Consider the following 17,184-nt stretch of genomic DNA (forward strand, 5'->3'; position numbering starts at 1 on the left):
CAAGGTGTGAATTGGGCTGACACGCGAGAATAGGAAAGTTATCCTCTGATCTGCTTTTGTTCCTATCGTCGGGGGCAGGACGGAGACAGAGAGATGAGAGCGATCAATCCCCAAAGGCTGGACGAGGCCCGCGCGCGGCTGACACGGGAGGCCGTGGCCTTCAGCTTCGGTATCGAACCTGACGCGATCGAAGGCCCGACACGCGGAGCAAGCCATATCGCATTGGCGCGGCAGGTGGCGATGTATCTGACCCATATCTCGTTCGAGTTGAGCCTGTCGCGCGTTGCCGCCGCATTCGGCCGCGACCGGACCACGGCGTCGCACGCCTGCCACGTGATCGAGGACAGGCGCGACGATCCGGATTTCGATGCGCAACTGGACCAGCTGGAAGCCTTTCTGAGATCCGCTCCGCTGCCGACGGAGGCCGGGCCATGCCGGCATTAGGGGCGCGCTGGCTGAAGCGGCTGGCCGCGCCGGGCGCGGTGCTGCTGCGCGAAGGCGAGCAGGGCTATGCGGTCTTCCCCAGAGGGGACCGCCGCCGCCGGCCGGTGGCCCGCACCACGGCCGAACAATTCCGCCAGGCGCGGGCCCAGGGCTGGCTTGAGGCCGAAGGAGACGGATACCGGCTGAGCGCGGGTTTCGTCCGGGCCGGGGTGCGCAGCGCGCAGGGAGAGGCCGGTTTCCTGGCGCAGCATGGCGGGCTGGAGTCCGCGGAGATCATCCTGCCGGATGGCGGGATCGAGCGGGTCCGGCGTCGTAGGGAATCGTCGCCGCTCGATCGCTGGTGCCGGCCGGGCCAGGATGGCAGCGCCCCTCTGCTGGATCGCGCGGAATACGAGGCCGGGGAACGCCTGCGCGCCGATCATGCGCGATCGACGATGAGCCAGCGTCTGACCGCGGACTGGACCTCTCCGCCGCGCTCGAAATCCGGTCGCGGCCCGACCTCACCGGAGGACGCGCCGGTCTCCGCGCTCGACGCCAGGACACGGGTGATGGATGCGCTCGAAGCGATCGGCCCGGGGCTCGACCGGGTCGTGTTCGCCGTGTGTATCCGTGAGGCGGGGCTGGGTGATGTCGAGCGCGGAGAGGGCTGGCCGAGGCGGTCGGGCAAGATCGCCCTGAAGCTCGGCCTGAACCGGCTGGCGATCCATTACGGCATGAAGCCGCGTCAGGCGCCGCCCGCTTCGCCCTGAATCCGCGCAATCATGGAATTGAGACCGTTCGATCGCTGCGGCGAGAGATGCTCGGCGAGGCCGATGCGGGCCAGCACGTCGCGTGCGTCGACCGAGCGGATCTCTTCCGCCGTGCGGCCGGAATAGAGCCGGATCAGCAGGGCGGCGAGACCGCGCACGATGTGGGCATCGGAATCGGCTTCGAAGACAAGGCGGTCACCGTCGCGGCGCGTGACCAGCCAGACCTGGCTGACGCAGCCCTTCACGCGGTGGGCATCATCGCGGGCATCTTCGGGGAAGGGCGGCAGAGCCTTGCCCATGTCGATGAGATAGCGGTAGCGCTGTTCCCAGTCGCCCAACAGGTCGAACTCGTCGACGAGGATTTCGATATCGTGCTGAACGCTCATGCCCTGCAACTAGGCAGGGCAAGGGCCGGAGGCAAGTGCGGAGAACGGTGGATCGGATCAGGCGTCGGTATCGGCGCCTGCCTCGGCCTGGGCTTCGAGCCAGCGATTGACGCCTTCGGCGGTCGCGTCGGTGAGCCCTCCAAGAAGAACGCCGGCTTCGCGGCCCGCTTCACAGACCGCCGGCATGTCGGCGCAGAACTGCATCACGTCCTGTCCGGCGGCAATGACCTGTTCGAGCGAACGGTCGTCCCCCTCATGCGCTTGCGCACCCGTCAGGGCGGCGGGCGCAAAGGCTGCCACGACAGCAATCCAGAACGCTGCGCGAAACAGAAACATCATGGGCGATCGGCCTTTCCTTGCGGGTCAGTCACGTCCCTGCAAGTCTCACGCTATGCGATCACCTCAGTCATTTCCAGAAAAACGCCAATTGATAAGAAATGAAGAGAAAACACTTCTCGAAAAAATCTAATAAATAAATTTTTGATTGCCCCGTTAAGGGGCAGTTTACCATGTGCCGCGTTGATACATGTTTCGTTAACGTTTGGCGTCAGCGTTCGCCCTGTCCGGCCTGGAGACAGTCGCTGACATCGATCAGCAGGTGCTGGGCGATGCAGAAGCTGTCCTCGTACTTGAAATGGCCGGCGGCGATGCATTGGGCCATGTTGACCCGGGCCCAGGACAGGCAGCGGCGCGCGAGCGGGTCGGACAGAAGCTGTGCGACGGCCTGGTCGGTATAGGCGCTGTCGTCGTCGATGGCGCGCAGCGCGGCGATCGACAGGATGCGGCCGATGCGGACGCGGTCCGGCTCGTAGGGCAGGTCGGCTTCCAGCGAGAGGTTTGTCGTCGGTTGCGGCAGGCGCGGCGGACCGCTGACGGCGGCGAGGCTCTGGATTTCGGACGATGCGGCGCCGAGGCCGTCTTCACCACCGACGAAGGAGGTGTTGAACACTTCCATCGACAGCGGAAGCGGGCGGTCGCCGGACTGGCTCAGCGAGGCGAGGCGCGCCTCGCGGTCGCGGGCCACGCGCTGGGCCCAGGCGGCGCGTTGCAGATCGTAGGCGGCCTGGCGGTATTGTTCGCCGAGAATGCGGATCTCGCCGGAATCCTCGTCGATCACGTCGAGCACGGTCTCGCTGGCATCGTCGGCGTGACGGAAGGCAGTGGCATAGGCCGGGTCGTTCAGGAGGCCGGAGATGGCGGCCGCGGTGCCATAGTAGTCGGCCACTTCGCGCACATCATCGAGATATTGCGGGTTCTGCTCCGCCACCAGCGAGGCATAGGCCAGCCAGGCGCGGGCAAGGCGTTCGTCGGCGAGGTAGGAGGACAGGCTGTCCATCGCCATGTCGAGATCGTCGCCGGACTCGATCGGGGAGTTGCGCAGGTCGCCGATCACGCGGTGGTAGCCGACATACTGGCCGGCGGACTGCAGGACGATGTCGTCGGAGGCGGCCGGGCGCTCGACCGTGTCGAGGCGCAGGACCGGCGCGGCGGCCGGCGCCTGTTCGGCGTCGGGCGTTGTCTGATCGGCGTCCTGGACGAAAAGCGCTGCGGCGAAGGCGAAGGTCGCGATGAACACGGAACCACTCCCGGTGACGGCTTTGTAATGTCCATCTTGCCGTGAGAACGAAGTCTTCACCAGAGGGTGCGTACAGCGGAGGGCAGGAATTCGACGTGATTCGTTAAGGCGCAACCTCTGCGATTCACACCTTGTTAAGAAACCGGGCAAAGAGTCGCCATGGCTCACTCCCCGAGTCGGAAAATCAACCGGTAAGGCCTTGATCGAACGGTTGCCCATACTCTCCCGCCGCACCGGCGCGCTGATCGCAGGCCTGATCTGGCTTGCCGGTCTGGCGGTGACCGCGACGAGCGTGATCCATGCCGCCGCGGTGACGCCGCTGGTGGCGGGCGTGTGCATTGCCATCGCCGCGATCCCGGCGCTGGCGCTGATCATCCTGCGCAAGCGCACCGACCAGGACCTGCCGCGGCTTACACTTTCCCTTCTCTGGACGGCGCTGGCCGCATCCACCGCTGCGGCCTGTGGCGGCGTGACGGGGCTGGCCTCCATCGCCTTCCTGCTGCCGCCCGCGGCCGCGGCGGCCGGCGGACGGCGCGGGCATGTGATCGAGGCGGCGGCGCTGTCGGGCTTCAGCGCGCTGGCGATCGGTGCCTTGCAGTTCGGCGGCCTGCTCGTGGCCCCACCGGGCGCCGCCATGGTGTTCGCGCCGGTCTTCCCGGTCGCGGCCGCGTTTATCGCAGGCGGGTTTGCCCTGTCCTCGCTGCGCTCGGTCGCCGCCCACGACAAGGCCGACCGCGCCGCGCGCACCTACCGGGTGAAGAGCGCGGCCTTCGACGCGACGTCGGCGCCGCTGGCTGTTGTCGACGGTGACGAGATCATTGCCGGATCGGCGGGCCTGCGCCGCCTGATCCCCGGCCTGCCGCGTACGATCGAAGGCCTGCCCTTCGCGGCGCTGGCGCATGACGACGAAGAGCGCGAAGAACTGGCCAAGGCGATGAGCCGGCTGGGGAATGGCTCGACGCAGACCCATGTACGCGGCGCGGGCGGACGGGCCGCGGCGGTCACCATCGAAGGGGCCAGCACGGCAGACAACACGCTGGTGACCAGCTTCGTGCGCGAGAATGCCGACAGCGATCTCTTGCGCCGCGAGCGCGACGAAGCGCTTTCGGACGCAGCCGCGAAGACCGAATACCTCGCCTCGGTCAGCCACGAGATCCGCACGCCGCTCAATGCGATCATCGGCTTTTCCGAAGTGATGAAGGCGCGGCTCTTCGGCCCGCTGCCGGCGCGCTATGCCGAATATGCCGACCTGATCCATGAAAGCGGCCGTCACCTGCTTGACCTGATTGGCGACGTGCTCGACATGTCGAAGATCGAGGCGGAACGTTACGAGCTGACGATGGACCGGTTCGATGCCGGCGAAGTGGTCGGCATCTGCACCAAGCTGCTGCGACAGCGCGCGGAAGATGCCGGGGTCACGCTGGAAACCGATGTGCCGGACGGCGCGATCGCGGTCGAGGCTGACCGCAAGGCGCTGCGCCAGATCCTGCTGAACCTGTTGTCGAACGCGATCAAGTTCACGCCTCCGGGCGGGGCGGTTGTCGCGATGGCGCGGCGCGAAGGCGCGGACCTCATCATCGCCGTGGGCGACAGCGGTGTCGGCATCGCGCCGGAGGAAGTCCGCGACCTGGGCCAGCGCTTCCACCAGGCATCGAATTCGTCGGAGAGCAATGAGCGTGGCTCGGGGCTCGGCCTGTCACTGGTCCGGTCTCTGGCGGAACTGCATGGCGGCACGATGCAGATCGAGAGCCGGATCAAGGAGGGCACGACCGTCACGGTGCGCCTGCCGGTGATCGACATGACGGCTTCGGAAGCCGAGCGGGAGACGCTGGAAGTCCACGATCGGATCCGGCGCGCTCAGGAAGCGGGCAGCTCGCTCAGCGGTCCGCCAGTGTCAGCCGCCGGTACCGCCTGATCCCATTCCGTCGCCGGCTGCCAGGAAGGCTGCACCGGCCGTGAAATCCCCGACTTCGATAAAGAGCGTCTCGACCACCCGGCCATGGGAGTCGAGCGCTTCTATCCGCACGGCTTCGCGAGGATCGAGCTCACCCAGAGCCGCGATGGCGCGGTCCGGGAAGACAAAGCGAATCTGATCGCCATCGAGCACACGGCCGGAGGCCCAGATCGTCGTTTCGGCATGGGCGGGCGGTGCGTGGCGGACCCAGTCCGGCCGGCCGCTGACCCGCAACAGGCCGCCGAGGCTGGGATCGGTCAGCCCGGTTTCGCGCGCGACGTCGCGCATCACGATCCGGGCCGTCGACAGGCCGGATGCTGCGGGCAGGCCCAGGGCCAGCGCGCTCTCGCCGTCCTGATGAAAGACGCCGAACACGCGGGCCGGATCTCCGGACACGGGATATTGCGACAGCGACCAGGCCGGATAATCGGGATAGGGGCGGGCGGCGAACCAGACGCGCTCGCTGCCCGGAAAGTCCATTTCGCGCACGCGCTGCCAGTTCGAAAACGCCGCGGCCACGTCGAGGGCGATCGATTGCGCATCCGCGCTGTCGCATGGCATCGGCTGGGCGCGGCGGGCGAAGCCGGCGGCGCGCGCCGTCAATGCATCCGGATCGGCCCCGGCACGGATCAGCGTGCCGCGCGCCTGCAGCCATGCGGCGTCGAGGGCGGCGCGCTCGGGCGCGTCATAGAGGCTGCAGCGATCGTCGAGCGCGCGCGCCAGCGAGCGGCCATCGAAAGCCGTCAGGGCGTCCTGCGCCAGCGCAGGCGCGGTCGTCGCAAGGAAGGCGGCCAAAGCCGCGGCAGCACGCATGTAGAGTCCCGGCCTCCAGAAATCTGAAGGGGAGACTAGCGCGAAGCCTTTGACATCGCGTGAACGCGGCGGCGGCGGCGAAGCCACATGCCGCGCATCACGAAGAGCAGGGCGAGGGTGAAGAAAGCCATCGCGAATTCGCGCGGGTAAAAGTTCAACTCGCCCGCGCGCTCACGCAGCGATGGTGCCGGGGCCGGTGTGAAGTCGAACGGCGTGATCCCGGCGGCGGTCCAGAAGGCGGCACGGCCCTGCAGCGACAGCCAGAGATCTGAGCGGGCCAGCGTGGCGGCGGCGTCTGCGAAGGAGGTGTTGTCCGGTGCCGTGAAAGCCGCGATCCAGCGGCCGGCCTCGGACGGGTCCTCGAACACGGCGGCGACGCCGGAAGGATCGCCTTGCTCGGCCTGGTCGGTCTCCGCTTCGGCGTAAGCCGAGGCGGCCAGGCGGAAGCCCGAGCGGCGGCCGACCGCGCGGTCGGCGGCGCGCAGCGCGGCACGCATCTCGTCCGGCACGCGGTCCATGAAGGCGCGGTCTTCGGTGATGTCCGGACCGATCACGACCAGGTGCTGGTCGTCATGTACGGCCCGGCTGTCCTCGCGATAGGCGGCATAGATCCAGGCTTCACCCGTGGTGAGGGCGGCGCGGGACAGGATGGAGAAGGCGGCCAGGCGCGTATCGCCTTCGAATTCGTCGAGCACGACGGCGGTGCGGGCGCCGCGGTCGGCCCCGAAGGGATGGCTTTCACGGACGAAGCGGGACAGGCCCGTGCCGTCACTGTCCGCACTGACAAGCGCGGTGCGGCTCAGACGCGGTGCGGCGAGTGCCTCGGCAATGGTGAAGCGCGGACCGAGCCCTTCGAAGGAGCGGGCGGCGAACAGGCGGGCGGCGGCTTCGGTCTCGGTGGTATTGCGTCCGCGGATACGGATCTGGAGGCCGTGGTCGTCGGCGAGGCTGACTTCGGGGCCGGTGAGTTCGGCGTTCGGTGCGCTCTCGAACACGACGACCAGATCGGCATTGGCGCGGTCGTGCGTGAAAAGCGGGACGCGCCCGGCGCGCAGCGCGATGGCCTGGGCCGACAGGACCTCAACGGCGCGCGGGCCGCGCGTGTCCTCGATGGCGATACGGCGCAGGCCCCCGAAATCGGCTGCCAGCGCAAGCTCGAGATCGGCGAGCGTTTCCGGCTGCCCCAGATCGGCGAATTGCAATTGCAGGCGTGAGCGGCGGCCATCGACCAGCCAGTCGCCATCGCCTGACGGGGCCGTGACGGCAATCGTATTGGAACCGGCCCGCAGCAGGCTGCCGTCGATTTCGAAGAGGGTATTGTCGATGGCGTTGACGGTCAGCTGAGCGGCGCGGCGACCATTGACGACAAGGGTCAGCTCCCCTTCGCCCTGGGCAGCGCCGCGCACGGCGAGCGCCAGACGGGCGGCGGCCGGTGAAGCATTCGGGGCGATGTCAAAGGTCAGGAGATCGGCGCTGGAACCGGCCTCGATCAGCCGGGAATTCGTGGTTGGGTCAAGATCGTACAGTGTGCGAAGCTCGGACGCTGGCGCGGCCGCGTCTTGTGAATGCGCGGCAAAGCCGCACAAAAACAACAGGATGCCCCCGAGAACTCCACTCGAAACACGTACAAACATGATGCGCTCCCCACCGCCTTTACACTTTATTAAGCAATTGGGCTGCCATCAACGGGAATGAACGAAATTCGCGCAGAAATCTGGGTCCAGGCCCTGTTGCGCCGGGCTCAAGCGGGCGGCGCCATGGGCATGGTGCTGCGCCGCGGCGACCGGGATGCCGGGGCGGTCTGGGTCAAATTGATGCGCCTTGACGGGACGTGCGAGCTGTTCGTGCCGGTGCGGAATTCCGAGGGCGAACGCATCTGGACCCGGCCCCTCGGGATCACGAGCGAGACCGATGCCGATGACCGCGCCCGCAAGGCCATCGAGCGCGATCCTGATCTCTGGCTCGTCGAAATCGAGGACCGGCAGGGCCGGCATTTCCTGACCGAACCGGTCGAGGATGCCTCCAAGCGGGAGTAGGGCGCTTGCACGCCCGCGCCTGAGCGGCTACCCCGCGCGGCAAACATCGATCAGGCAAACGACATGACGACCGACAATGCGGGCGAGTGGGCCCGCCGCCGCACTTTCGCGATCATCTCGCATCCGGACGCCGGTAAAACGACGCTGACGGAAAATATCCTGCTGGCCTCGGGCGCGATCCACCTCGCCGGCCAGGTGCGCGCGCGCGGCGAGAACCGCCGTACGCGGTCGGACTGGATGAAGATCGAACGCGACCGCGGCATCTCGGTCTCGGCCTCGGTGATGACGTTCGAGCACAGCGGGCTGCGCTTCAACCTGCTGGATACGCCGGGTCACGAGGACTTCTCCGAAGACACCTACCGGACGCTGACCGCCGCCGACAGCGCGGTGATGGTGCTGGATGCGGCGCGCGGCGTGGAGCCGCGGACGCTGAAGCTCGTCGAAGTCTGCCGCCTGCGCGACATTCCGATCCTGACCTTCATCAACAAGATGGACCGGGAGGCGATGGAGCCCGAAGCGCTGCTGGACGACATCCAGGACAAGCTGGCACTGGACGTGTCCCCGATGCAGTGGCCGTCGGGTTCGGGCCGTCGGTTCAAGGGCGTGATGGACGTCCGCAGCAATGAATTCCTGGTCTATCCGGGCGTGGAAGGCATCGAGCCGGGCAAGGCGGCGAAGCGCATCGCGCTCGACGACAAGCAGATCGGCTCTGTTCTGCCGGACGACGAAATGGCCGAACTGATGGAGGGGGCGGAGATGGCGCGCGAAGTCTGCCCGCCCTTCAACGACCAATCCTATCGCGAAGGTCATCTGACGCCGGTCTATTTCGGATCGGCCCTGCGCCGTTACGGGGTGCGCGAACTGATCGATGCGCTCGCCGAGTTCGCGCCCGGTCCGCAGCCCGAGCCGGCTCTGATCAAGGGCAGTGAGGCGGCGGTCGACCCGGCGTCGAAGGAAGTGTCCGGCTTCATCTTCAAGGTCCAGGCAAACATGGACCCGAACCATCGCGACCGGATCGCCTTCCTCCGCCTGGCGTCGGGCGAGTTCAAGCGTGGCATGAAGCTGAAGGCGGAAACGGGCAAGGCGATCACGATCTCGTCTCCGGTGATGTTCTTCGCGCAGGACCGCGAGATCGCCGACGAGGCCTATGCCGGTGACGTGATCGGCGTGCCGAACCACGGCGTGCTGCGCGTTGGCGACAGCCTGTCGGAAAGCGGAAATATCCGTTTCTCCGGCTTCCCGAATTTCGCGCCGGAAATGCTGCGCCGGGCGCGGCTGAAGGACCCGCTGAAAGCCAAGCACCTGAAGAAGGCACTGGAATCGCTGGCCGAGGAAGGCGTGACACAGCTCTTCCGTCCGGTCATCGGCGGCGACTTCATCGTCGGTGCGGTCGGTCAGCTTCAGTTCGAAGTGATGCAGGAGCGGGTGTCGGCCGAGTACGGTCTCGACGTGACGTTCGAGCCGGCGCCGTACGAGACCGCGCGATGGCTGTCCGGGACCGAGGCCGATATCGAGGCCTTCGGCGACCGCCACAAGAGTGCTATCGCCGAGGATATCGACGGCGATCCGGTCTTCCTGGCGAAGAGCCAGTGGGAGGTTGGATACTCCGAGGAGAAATGGCCCAAGGTGAAATTTCACCGGACGAAGGAGCGGGGACAGGGATTGTGACGGCGAATACGATGCAGACGGTCGAGCAGGGCGCGGGAGAACTCTGGGGGCAGGTGCTCGAGGTCTGGCAGACCAGCTTCCTCGGGGCGAGCGTGGGGGAAGGGGTTTCCGCACTCCTGGTGCTGATTGTCGCCCTGACGCTTCGCGGTCTGATCGCGCGCTGGATCATCGGTGCCCTGAAGAAGCTCGCCGACAAGACCAAGACCAATCTCGACAATGCCGTGCTTGATGCACTGTCCGGTCCGCTGAAGCTGATCCCGGTCGTCGTTGGCCTGTTCGTGGCGATCCAGATTCTCGACGTGTCCGGCGAGTTCATGGCCGGTGCGCGGACCATCCAGTCACTGATCGCCGTCATCATCTTCTGGGCGCTGCACAACGCCGTCACGCCGGTGATGAAATCGCTGTCGGGCCTGCGCCGCGTGCTGTCGAGCGTCATGGTCGACTGGATCGAGAAGGCCCTGCGGGTGATTTTCGTGATCGTCGGTGCGGCCGCGGTTCTGCAGATCTGGGACATTCCCGTCGGCCCGATCATCGCCGGTCTCGGCCTGTTCGGGGTTGCGGTCGGCCTCGGCGCACAGGACCTGTTCCGCAATCTGATCGCGGGCATATTGATCCTGACCGAGCGCCGCTTCCTGCCGGGCGACTGGATCAAGGTCGACGGTGTGGTCGAGGGCACGGTGGAGCGGATCAATTTCCGCTCGACCGTTGTGCGCCGCTTCGACAAGGGCCCGGTCTACGTGCCGAATGCCGATCTGTCGGACAATGCGGTGACCAATTTCTCGCGCATGTCGCACCGCCGGATCTACTGGATGATCGGGGTCGAGTACAAAACCACCGCTGAACAGCTGCGCCATATCTGCGAGCAGATCCGCGCCTATCTGACCGAAAACGAGGAATTCGCCAGCCCGCCCGACGTGCCGCAATTCGTGCGCGTGGACAGTTTCGGGCCGTCCTCGATCGACATCATGCTGTATTGCTTCACCATTACCCGAGACTGGGGCGAATGGCTGCGGATCAAGGAAGAGCTGGCCTACCGGATCAAGGAAATCGTCGAAGGCGCGGGCACCGGTTTCGCCTTCCCGTCGCAGACCATCTATCTCGACGATGGCGCGGAAGCCTTCCTGCCGCCATCGCTGAAGGCCAAGCCCGGAAAGGGACCGCAGCAGCCGGCCCTGCCGGGCGCACGCGGCGAGGACGGCGGCGAAGCGACCTAGGCCGCGTTACGGCGCAGCATCATGAAGCGCAGGGCGCGCTGGGCGTCGCGGTCGGTGATCGAGTCGTAGATGCGGCCGAATTCCTTCGCGTCGCGCAGTGCGTCGTGCGAGGTCGAGCGGCCGGCATTGCGCAGTACGGCCAGCGTCACGAAGAGCGATCGATCGAGATCGCCGGCCTTGCAGATCAGGCAGAGCGGATCGATCGAGTCGTGGTCGATCGCCTGGCGTGCCGAGCGGTAGTCGACGGCGGCCATGTCGGCGAGGCCGGCGGCGAGCTTGGTGAATTCCTTTTCGCGCATCAGGCGGGCGAGCAGCGCGCCGTCGAACTGGCGGCGCACCTTCATCGAGGCGATGTAGCGCTGGGCGGCGTCGATGTCGGCGTCGGCGGCCATGCGCGCCGACAGACGCGCGTGCGAGGCCTGCATCGCCTCCTCGAGCACGGCCGGGTCGACGGCCTCGAAGCGCCTCTGGATTTCGTCGCGCAACTGGTTCTCGACCACGGCGACGAGGTCCTGAAGCAGGTCCACCGGAGTCTCGCTTCGCCGGATCAGCGGCGCGGCCAGCTCGGCGCTCTTCTCGGCGCGTTCGGTCACTTCCTCATAGGTCTGACGCGACAGACGGGCACCATCGTTGGAGATCAGGCGGGCCACGGTCTTGTCGTCGCCGCGCCGGACAATGGCGGCGGACACGCTTTCCGGGACGCTTTCGCGGACGGAAATCTCGCGCAGGTGGGACTGGCCCATTTCCTCGGCGAGGATGGACAGGTCGGCCTCGCTCAGCGAGGTCGATTTGCGCAGGATCGGCGCGGCGACCTCGATCGCGTCGCGCGCGAGCTGCATGACAAGGCCCTTGGGGGCCAGCGGGGCGTCGGCAAAGCGGCGGGACAATTCCTCACGCGCTTCCTGCGCCGTCTGCGCGGCGAGGCGCGACAGGACGGTGTCGAATTCGGCGTGTTCGCTGGTGTCGCGGTCGGGCGTGGATTCGAAGAAAAGGTCGGTCACTTCGCGCAGCAGGTCGCGGCGCCGGTCGCTCGACTTTTCCTTCGCCAGGTCGACCAGATTGTGAAGCTTGGAAATCACCGCCATTTGAACGCCGTCCCGACCTGACCCGATATCTGACGTCCCAACTAGCTGACGTGCGTAAAGAAACGGTGGCCAATCGCGGTTAACGGGATGCTGAGAGCGTTGCGCGATTCACTGCGGAACGATACGAGATGCGCGCGGGGAGGAGAGCCAGATGACGGACAGCGCAAAACCGGGTTGGCGCGACCGGCTGGTCGCTCTCGTCGAGCATCCGGTCTTCCTGAATTTCGTGACCGGGCTGATCCTGTTCAACGCCGTCACGCTGGGTCTGGAGACCTACCCGATCCACGCAGGCTGGTTTGACGCCGCCCTGCCGGTGTTCGACGCGATCATCGTCACCATTTTCGTGATCGAACTGCTGCTGAAGATGGTCGCCTACGGGCCGCGCTTCTTCAAGTCGGGCTGGAACTGGTTCGACGTGATCGTGGTCGGGATTTCGCTTGCCCCGGCTGCGGGTGCGTTCACCGTCTTGCGGGCGCTCCGGATCCTGCGGGTCTTCCGCCTGTTCTCGGTCATGCCGGAAATGCGCAAGGTGGTCGAAGCACTGATGCGCGCCATCCCCGGCATGGGGGCGATTATCGCCGTGCTGGGTCTGACCTTCTACGTTTCGGCGGTGATGGCGACCAAGCTTTTCGGCGAGTCGAGCCCGGACCTGTTCGGCACGCTCGGCGGGTCTGCCTTTACCCTGTTCCAGGTGATGACGCTGGAAGGCTGGGCGATGGAGGTGGCACGGCCGGTGATGGCCGAAGTCAGCTTTGCCTGGATCTTCTTCCTGGTGTTCATCGTCCTGACCAGCTTCGCCATCCTCAACCTGTTCATCGCGGTGATCGTCGACTCGCTCCAGTCGAAGCATTTCGACGACGAGGAAGCGCGCGAGGAAAAGGAAGCCGCCGAGGCGCACGCCGACCGGGCCATCCTGCGGGAGGAACTGGCCGCGTTACGGGCGGATATTGCCGCCCTGCGCAGTGAAGTCGCTCAGGGGATGCGTTCGGCCTCGGCCTCGAAGGCGCGCGACAGCGACGAATAGTACGCAATCTGGCGTTCTTCGCGCTCGGTGCGTTCGCGCGGCGGCGGGGCGTTGAGCGGCCGGACCGGCAGGCCTTCGCTGGCCGAGGTCATGTAGCGGTTCCAGATCCGCGCCGGCAGGCTGCCGCCGGTGACGTCCGCGGTCGGCGTGTCGTCGTCATTGCCGACCCAGACGCCGGTCACGAAATCGGCCGTATAGCCCACGAACCAGGCGTCGCGGAAGGACTGGCTGGTGCCGGTCTTGCCCGCCACCGGGCGTTCGCCCATGCGCGCAGCCGTGCCGGTGCCTGCGAGCACGACGTCCTGCAGGAGCGAGGTCATCGTCTGGGCCACTTCGGCCTCGATGGCGCGTTCGCCCTCACCGTCTTCATGTTCGTAAAGGGTGTGCCCGCGTGTGTCCGTCACCCGCAGGATCAGGAAGGGTTCGCGCCGGACACCGTCATTGGCGAAGGTGGCGTAGGCTCCCGCAAGTTCCAGAAGCGTGACCTCCGCCGTTCCGAGCGAGACCGCCGGCAATTCCGGCAATTCGCTTTCGATGCCGAGACGGCGACCCATATCGACCACGCGGTCGATGCCGATCTCGTCGGCAATCTGCGCCGCGACCGTGTTGATCGAACGGCGCAGCGCTTCGCGCATCGTGACGCGGCCGCGATAGGTGCCGCCGAAATTGCGCGGCGACCAGCCGTCGAGGTCGATCGGTTCGTCCGTGTACGCGGTGAAGGGTGACAGGCCGGCTTCGATCGCGGCGGCAAAGACGATGGGCTTGAAGCTGGACCCGGGCTGGCGGCGGGCCTGGACGGCACGATTGAACTGGCTGTCGCCATAGTCGCGCCCGCCGACCATGGCGCGGATCGCGCCGTCCGGCGTCAAGGAGACGAGCGCGGCCTGTCCGGCGCGTTCGGCCTCGCCCTCGGCCTCGAGCAGCGCGTGAACCGCGCTTTGCGCGTCCGCCTGGAGCTCCGGGTCGATCGTCGTCTGGATCACCAGATCGTTCGGCGCGCCGGGCAATTCCTCCTGTACCAGTTGCAGCGCGTAGTCGAAGACATAGCCGAAGATTTCCGGGCTCGGCGCGTTCTCGTCTCTTGTGCGGACGGGGGTAGCGGGTTCGAGGAGCGCGGCGTGGCGCTGGGTTTCGGTGATGAAGCCGGCCGCCTCCATCGCGAACAGGACTTCTGCGGCGCGGTCGCGGGCGGCGGGCAGATTGCCGAGCGGGTCGAGCCGGCTGGGTGCCTGCGGCAGGCCGGCGATCATCGCGGCCTCGGCCAAGTTCAGATCGGCGGCGGACTTGTCGAAATAGCGCCGCGCAGCGGCTTCGAGCCCGTAGGCGCCGGCGCCGAGATAGATCCGGTTCAGATAAAGCTCGAGGATTTCGGTCTTCGTCAGCTGACGCTCCAGCGCCCAGGCGAGGCGCATCTCCTGCACCTTTCGGCGGATCGAGCGTTCCGGCGTGAGGAGCAGATTCTTCACCAGCTGCATGGTGATGGTCGAGCCGCCCTGGACCGAGCCACCGGCACGCATATTGGCCAGCACGGCGCGGACCGTGGCGCGCAGATCGACACCGTGGTGGCGGAAGAAGCGGCGGTCCTCGATGGCGAGGAAGGCCTGAATGACGTGCGGCGGCAGTTCGTCGGCCCGCACGGGCGGGGCGTAGCGCGGCCCGCGGATGTCGAGGATCTCGCCATTGCGGTCGAGGAGGGTGATCGAAGCCTCGCGCCGGGCCGACCACAGCGCAGCCGGGTCTTCGGGCAGGACAGGCAGGTCATGAAAGGCCCAACGCCAGAACACGCCGGTCAGAACGCCGATCAGGATCAGCGCTGCCGCGATGCCGCCCGTGATGTACCAGGCGCGGCGGTCGCGGTGTTCAGCGTCACGCTGCAGCAGGTCGGCACGGAATGGCGGCATTGGTTTCCTTCCCCGTCCGCCTTATCACGCATGGAAGGCGGCGAGATTCAGGCGATGACAGACAAAAAACCCTTCTGGAAGCTGAAATCTCTGAAAGAGATGAGCCAGAAAGAGTGGGAATCGCTGTGCGATCACTGCGGCAAATGCTGTCTCGTTCAGCTGGAGGACGAGGACGGCCACCGCGAATTCACCGATGTCGCCTGCCGTCTCTATGACGTGTGCGAAGGCGGGTGCCGCAATTACGCGCATCGCTCGCGGGAGGTTCCCGACTGTGTGCGGCTGACGCCGGGCAATATCGGCGAGCTGCATTTCATGCCGATGACCTGTGCCTATCGCCTGCTCAACGAAGGCAAGGAATTGCCGGACTGGCATCCGCTGGTTTCCGGCGATCCGGACAGCGTGCGCGAGGCCGGCATGAGTGTGGTGGGGCAGGTCGTGCCGGAAGCCGACGTGCCGGACTGGCGTCTGGAACACCACATCCGCCTGTGGCCGGGCGAAAGCGGGGATTGATCCGCGCCTGTCCCCGCGGCGGCCAGGCCGATTGGCGCTTGGGGCCGTGATTTCCTGAAAAAATGCAGCCCTTTATCCGGCCGACCCGGTTCTGCGACCAATATGTGCCATGGCCGGAAAGAAGGGCCGGGGCAAACGCACCCCTGAAATCTGGGATGCGCTCTACCGGCGTCACATCACGGGCGAGAGCGTCGAAGCGATCGCGGCCGACACCGGGCTCACCGCCCAATGGGTTCGCGTCAAACTGAACCGGATGAAGCGGGCGGCGGGCGAGGCGGCTCCCAAAGGATATATCGACCCGGTCAACCGGGCATTGGCGCGGGCCGAAACCGCGCTCGACGAGGGCCGCCATGACGACGCGATGCGGGATATCCGCGCCGCGGCGGCGATATCGAGACTGCGCAAGGAGACGGGCATGGTGACAGCAACGAAGAGACCGGCCGGCAAGGCTGGCGGACAGAAAGGGCTCACGCTTGAAGAAGCCCGGCGCATCCTCAAGGACCGAATGGCAAAAGAGCGTCGCGCTCGCGGATCAGGTGGGGAACGAGAAGGCGATTGAGGCATTCATCCGAGCGGTCGGACGGGCTGAGGCCAAACGGATAGCTCTGGACGAATGGGACGCTTCGGCGCGGCCCGCACAACTCCCGCCCGAGGGCGACTGGCGCGTCTGGCTGTTCATGGGCGGGCGCGGCGCGGGCAAGACCCGCGCCGGGGCGGAATGGGTGCGCGCGCGCATCGCGGCGGGCGCGCGGCGGATCGCGCTGATCGCACCGGCGCTGAACGATGCCCGCGAAGTCATGATTGACGGCGAGTCCGGTCTGGCCGGGCTCGGTCCCGAAGCAGACAGGCCGTCCTACGAAACCTCGCGCCGTCGGCTGGTCTGGCCGTGCGGCGCGGTGGCTTATGTGTTTTCCGCCGAGGACCGGGATTCGCTGCGCGGGCCGCAATTCGACACCGCCTGGGCGGACGAGTTCGCGGCCTGGCCCGACCCGCAGGGCGTGCTCGACACGCTGCGCCCGGCGCTTCGGCTCGGTGACGATCCGCGCCTGATGGTGACGACCACGCCGCGCCCGATCCCGGCGCTGAAGCGCCTGATCGCTGCGGAGGGCACGGCGGTGACGCATTCGGCGAGCGCGGAAAACGCTGCCAACCTCGCGCCCGGCTTCATCGCCGCGATGGAGGCGGCCTATGGCGCCTCGCGCCTGGGGCGGCAGGAATTGGGCGGGGAACTGATCGAGGATCCGCCGGGCGCGCTGTGGACACGGGACGGGGTCGAAGCCGCCTTCGCGGCGCGGCCCGTAGACTTCGACCGCATCGTGGTCGCGGTCGATCCGCCGGCAAGCGCCAACGCGACTTCGGACGAGTGCGGGATCGTGGTCGCCGGAGCAGCGGGCGAGGGGGCGGCGCGAACCGCCTTCATCCTCGCTGACCGCAGCTTCGGCCCGGCCAGCCCCTCGGCCTGGGCGGGCGTGGTGGCGAGCGCGTTTGAAAGTTTCGAGGCCGACGCGGTGATCGCCGAGGCCAATCAGGGCGGCGACATGGTGGCCAGCGTTTTGAAAGCCGCCGCGCCCGACCTGCCGGTCACGCTGGTGCGCGCGTCCAGGGGCAAGCGGACGCGGGCCGAGCCGGTCGCCGCGCTCTATGCCGCGGGCCGTGTGCGCCATGCCGGGCGTTTCCCGGCTCTGGAAGACCAGATGTGCAGTTTCGGCGCGCCCGACGGGCCGCGCACCAGCCCCGACCGGGTCGATGCGCTGGTCTGGGCGGTATCGTCGCTGCTGCTGAAGTCCGCCGGCACGCCGCGCCTGAGAGCGCTTTGAGGAGAAA

17 protein-coding genes are annotated in these 17,184 nt (G+C 66.9%); 10 read left to right on the forward strand and 7 right to left on the reverse strand.

What is annotated here, in order from left to right:
* Positions 1-93 precede the first annotated feature (93 nt).
* Positions 94-444, forward strand: a complete 351-nt coding sequence (locus L5876_RS05370) for a helix-turn-helix domain-containing protein (protein ID WP_236955070.1) — start codon at positions 94-96, stop codon at positions 442-444.
* Entirely contained in the window at positions 432-1,193 is a 762-nt protein-coding gene (locus tag L5876_RS05375; RefSeq protein WP_236955071.1) for a DUF6456 domain-containing protein, read from the forward strand. The genes L5876_RS05370 and L5876_RS05375 overlap by 13 nt, the downstream gene beginning before the upstream one ends.
* Here the strand turns inward: L5876_RS05375 and L5876_RS05380 are convergent.
* The 3 genes from L5876_RS05380 to L5876_RS05390 form a co-directional block, all read right to left on the reverse strand.
* Positions 1,169-1,579, reverse strand: a complete 411-nt coding sequence (locus tag L5876_RS05380; protein WP_236955072.1) for a SufE family protein — start codon at positions 1,577-1,579, stop codon at positions 1,169-1,171. The two genes, L5876_RS05375 and L5876_RS05380, sit on opposite strands and share 25 nt — an antisense overlap.
* A 57-nt stretch (positions 1,580-1,636) precedes the next feature.
* On the reverse strand, positions 1,637-1,918 hold the full coding sequence (locus L5876_RS05385; protein ID WP_236955073.1) for a hypothetical protein: 282 nt from the start codon (positions 1,916-1,918) through the stop codon (positions 1,637-1,639).
* Positions 1,919-2,126: 208 nt separating this feature from the next.
* On the reverse strand, positions 2,127-3,155 hold the full coding sequence (locus L5876_RS05390) for a hypothetical protein (protein ID WP_236955074.1): 1,029 nt from the start codon (positions 3,153-3,155) through the stop codon (positions 2,127-2,129).
* A gap of 211 nt (positions 3,156-3,366) precedes the next feature.
* Between L5876_RS05390 and L5876_RS05395 the strand changes: the two genes are divergently transcribed.
* A complete protein-coding gene (locus tag L5876_RS05395; RefSeq protein WP_236955075.1) occupies positions 3,367-5,070 on the forward strand; it encodes a sensor histidine kinase KdpD in 1,704 nt (567 codons plus the stop codon).
* Here L5876_RS05395 and L5876_RS05400 read toward each other — a convergent pair.
* Together L5876_RS05400 and L5876_RS05405 are read right to left on the reverse strand one after the other, a co-directional pair.
* Complete coding sequence (locus tag L5876_RS05400; protein WP_236955076.1) at positions 5,050-5,922, reverse strand: hypothetical protein; 873 nt, start codon at positions 5,920-5,922, stop codon at positions 5,050-5,052. The two genes, L5876_RS05395 and L5876_RS05400, sit on opposite strands and share 21 nt — an antisense overlap.
* Positions 5,923-5,957: 35 nt before the next feature.
* Positions 5,958-7,556 (reverse strand): hypothetical protein, encoded by a 1,599-nt coding sequence (locus L5876_RS05405; protein ID WP_236955077.1) that lies wholly within the window; start codon positions 7,554-7,556, stop codon positions 5,958-5,960.
* Positions 7,557-7,613: 57 nt separating this feature from the next.
* On the opposite strand from L5876_RS05405, the gene L5876_RS05410 reads away from it, so the two are divergent.
* From L5876_RS05410 to L5876_RS05420, 3 genes are all read left to right on the forward strand, one after another.
* Positions 7,614-7,958 carry a DUF1491 family protein gene (locus tag L5876_RS05410; protein WP_236955078.1) on the forward strand — a complete coding sequence of 115 codons (345 nt, stop codon included), beginning with the start codon at positions 7,614-7,616 and terminating at the stop codon, positions 7,956-7,958.
* A gap of 63 nt (positions 7,959-8,021) precedes the next feature.
* A complete protein-coding gene (locus tag L5876_RS05415; protein ID WP_236955079.1) occupies positions 8,022-9,626 on the forward strand; it encodes a peptide chain release factor 3 in 1,605 nt (534 codons plus the stop codon).
* A complete protein-coding gene (locus tag L5876_RS05420) occupies positions 9,623-10,840 on the forward strand; it encodes a mechanosensitive ion channel family protein (RefSeq protein ID WP_236955080.1) in 1,218 nt (405 codons plus the stop codon). The genes L5876_RS05415 and L5876_RS05420 overlap by 4 nt, the downstream gene beginning before the upstream one ends.
* Here L5876_RS05420 and L5876_RS05425 read toward each other — a convergent pair.
* Complete coding sequence (locus L5876_RS05425; protein WP_236955081.1) at positions 10,837-11,925, reverse strand: DUF2336 domain-containing protein; 1,089 nt, start codon at positions 11,923-11,925, stop codon at positions 10,837-10,839. The two genes, L5876_RS05420 and L5876_RS05425, sit on opposite strands and share 4 nt — an antisense overlap.
* A 151-nt stretch (positions 11,926-12,076) precedes the next feature.
* On the opposite strand from L5876_RS05425, the gene L5876_RS05430 reads away from it, so the two are divergent.
* Complete coding sequence (locus L5876_RS05430) at positions 12,077-12,949, forward strand: ion transporter (protein ID WP_236955082.1); 873 nt, start codon at positions 12,077-12,079, stop codon at positions 12,947-12,949.
* On the opposite strand, the gene L5876_RS05435 is transcribed toward L5876_RS05430, so the two are convergent.
* Entirely contained in the window at positions 12,898-14,850 is a 1,953-nt protein-coding gene (locus L5876_RS05435; protein ID WP_236955083.1) for a transglycosylase domain-containing protein, read from the reverse strand. The genes L5876_RS05430 and L5876_RS05435 overlap by 52 nt on opposite strands.
* 54 nt (positions 14,851-14,904) lie before the next feature.
* On the opposite strand from L5876_RS05435, the gene L5876_RS05440 reads away from it, so the two are divergent.
* The 3 genes from L5876_RS05440 to L5876_RS05450 all read left to right on the forward strand — a co-directional run bounded on the left by L5876_RS05440 (position 14,905) and on the right by L5876_RS05450 (position 17,177).
* Positions 14,905-15,360: a YcgN family cysteine cluster protein gene (locus L5876_RS05440; protein ID WP_236955084.1), complete on the forward strand. Its 456-nt coding sequence runs from the start codon at positions 14,905-14,907 to the stop codon at positions 15,358-15,360.
* Positions 15,361-15,469: 109 nt separating this feature from the next.
* On the forward strand, positions 15,470-15,919 hold the full coding sequence (locus L5876_RS05445) for a hypothetical protein (protein WP_236955085.1): 450 nt from the start codon (positions 15,470-15,472) through the stop codon (positions 15,917-15,919).
* Entirely contained in the window at positions 15,915-17,177 is a 1,263-nt protein-coding gene (locus L5876_RS05450) for a DNA-packaging protein (protein ID WP_370469062.1), read from the forward strand. Before L5876_RS05445 ends, L5876_RS05450 begins: the two co-directional genes overlap by 5 nt.
* The last annotated feature ends 7 nt before the right edge of the window (positions 17,178-17,184 follow it).

It is taken from the genome of Hyphobacterium sp. SN044 (assembly GCF_021864465.1).
Lineage (GTDB): Bacteria > Pseudomonadota > Alphaproteobacteria > Caulobacterales > Maricaulaceae > Hyphobacterium.

Excerpts from the sequence above, each read along its gene's own strand:
- L5876_RS05440 (WP_236955084.1), top strand. The coding sequence starts at position 14,905 with ATGACAGACAAAAAACCCTTCTGGAAGCTGAAATCTCTGAAAGAGATG.
- L5876_RS05435 (WP_236955083.1), bottom strand. The coding sequence starts at position 14,850 with ATGCCGCCATTCCGTGCCGACCTGCTGCAGCGTGACGCTGAACACCGC.
- L5876_RS05430 (WP_236955082.1), top strand. The coding sequence starts at position 12,077 with ATGACGGACAGCGCAAAACCGGGTTGGCGCGACCGGCTGGTCGCTCTC.
- L5876_RS05415 (WP_236955079.1), top strand. The coding sequence starts at position 8,022 with ATGACGACCGACAATGCGGGCGAGTGGGCCCGCCGCCGCACTTTCGCG.
- L5876_RS05370 (WP_236955070.1), top strand. The coding sequence starts at position 94 with ATGAGAGCGATCAATCCCCAAAGGCTGGACGAGGCCCGCGCGCGGCTG.
- L5876_RS05405 (WP_236955077.1), bottom strand. The coding sequence starts at position 7,556 with ATGTTTGTACGTGTTTCGAGTGGAGTTCTCGGGGGCATCCTGTTGTTT.
- L5876_RS05400 (WP_236955076.1), bottom strand. The coding sequence starts at position 5,922 with ATGCGTGCTGCCGCGGCTTTGGCCGCCTTCCTTGCGACGACCGCGCCT.
- L5876_RS05445 (WP_236955085.1), top strand. The coding sequence starts at position 15,470 with ATGGCCGGAAAGAAGGGCCGGGGCAAACGCACCCCTGAAATCTGGGAT.
- L5876_RS05385 (WP_236955073.1), bottom strand. The coding sequence starts at position 1,918 with ATGATGTTTCTGTTTCGCGCAGCGTTCTGGATTGCTGTCGTGGCAGCC.
- L5876_RS05380 (WP_236955072.1), bottom strand. The coding sequence starts at position 1,579 with ATGAGCGTTCAGCACGATATCGAAATCCTCGTCGACGAGTTCGACCTG.
- L5876_RS05425 (WP_236955081.1), bottom strand. The coding sequence starts at position 11,925 with ATGGCGGTGATTTCCAAGCTTCACAATCTGGTCGACCTGGCGAAGGAA.
- L5876_RS05375 (WP_236955071.1), top strand. The coding sequence starts at position 432 with ATGCCGGCATTAGGGGCGCGCTGGCTGAAGCGGCTGGCCGCGCCGGGC.
- L5876_RS05410 (WP_236955078.1), top strand. The coding sequence starts at position 7,614 with ATGAACGAAATTCGCGCAGAAATCTGGGTCCAGGCCCTGTTGCGCCGG.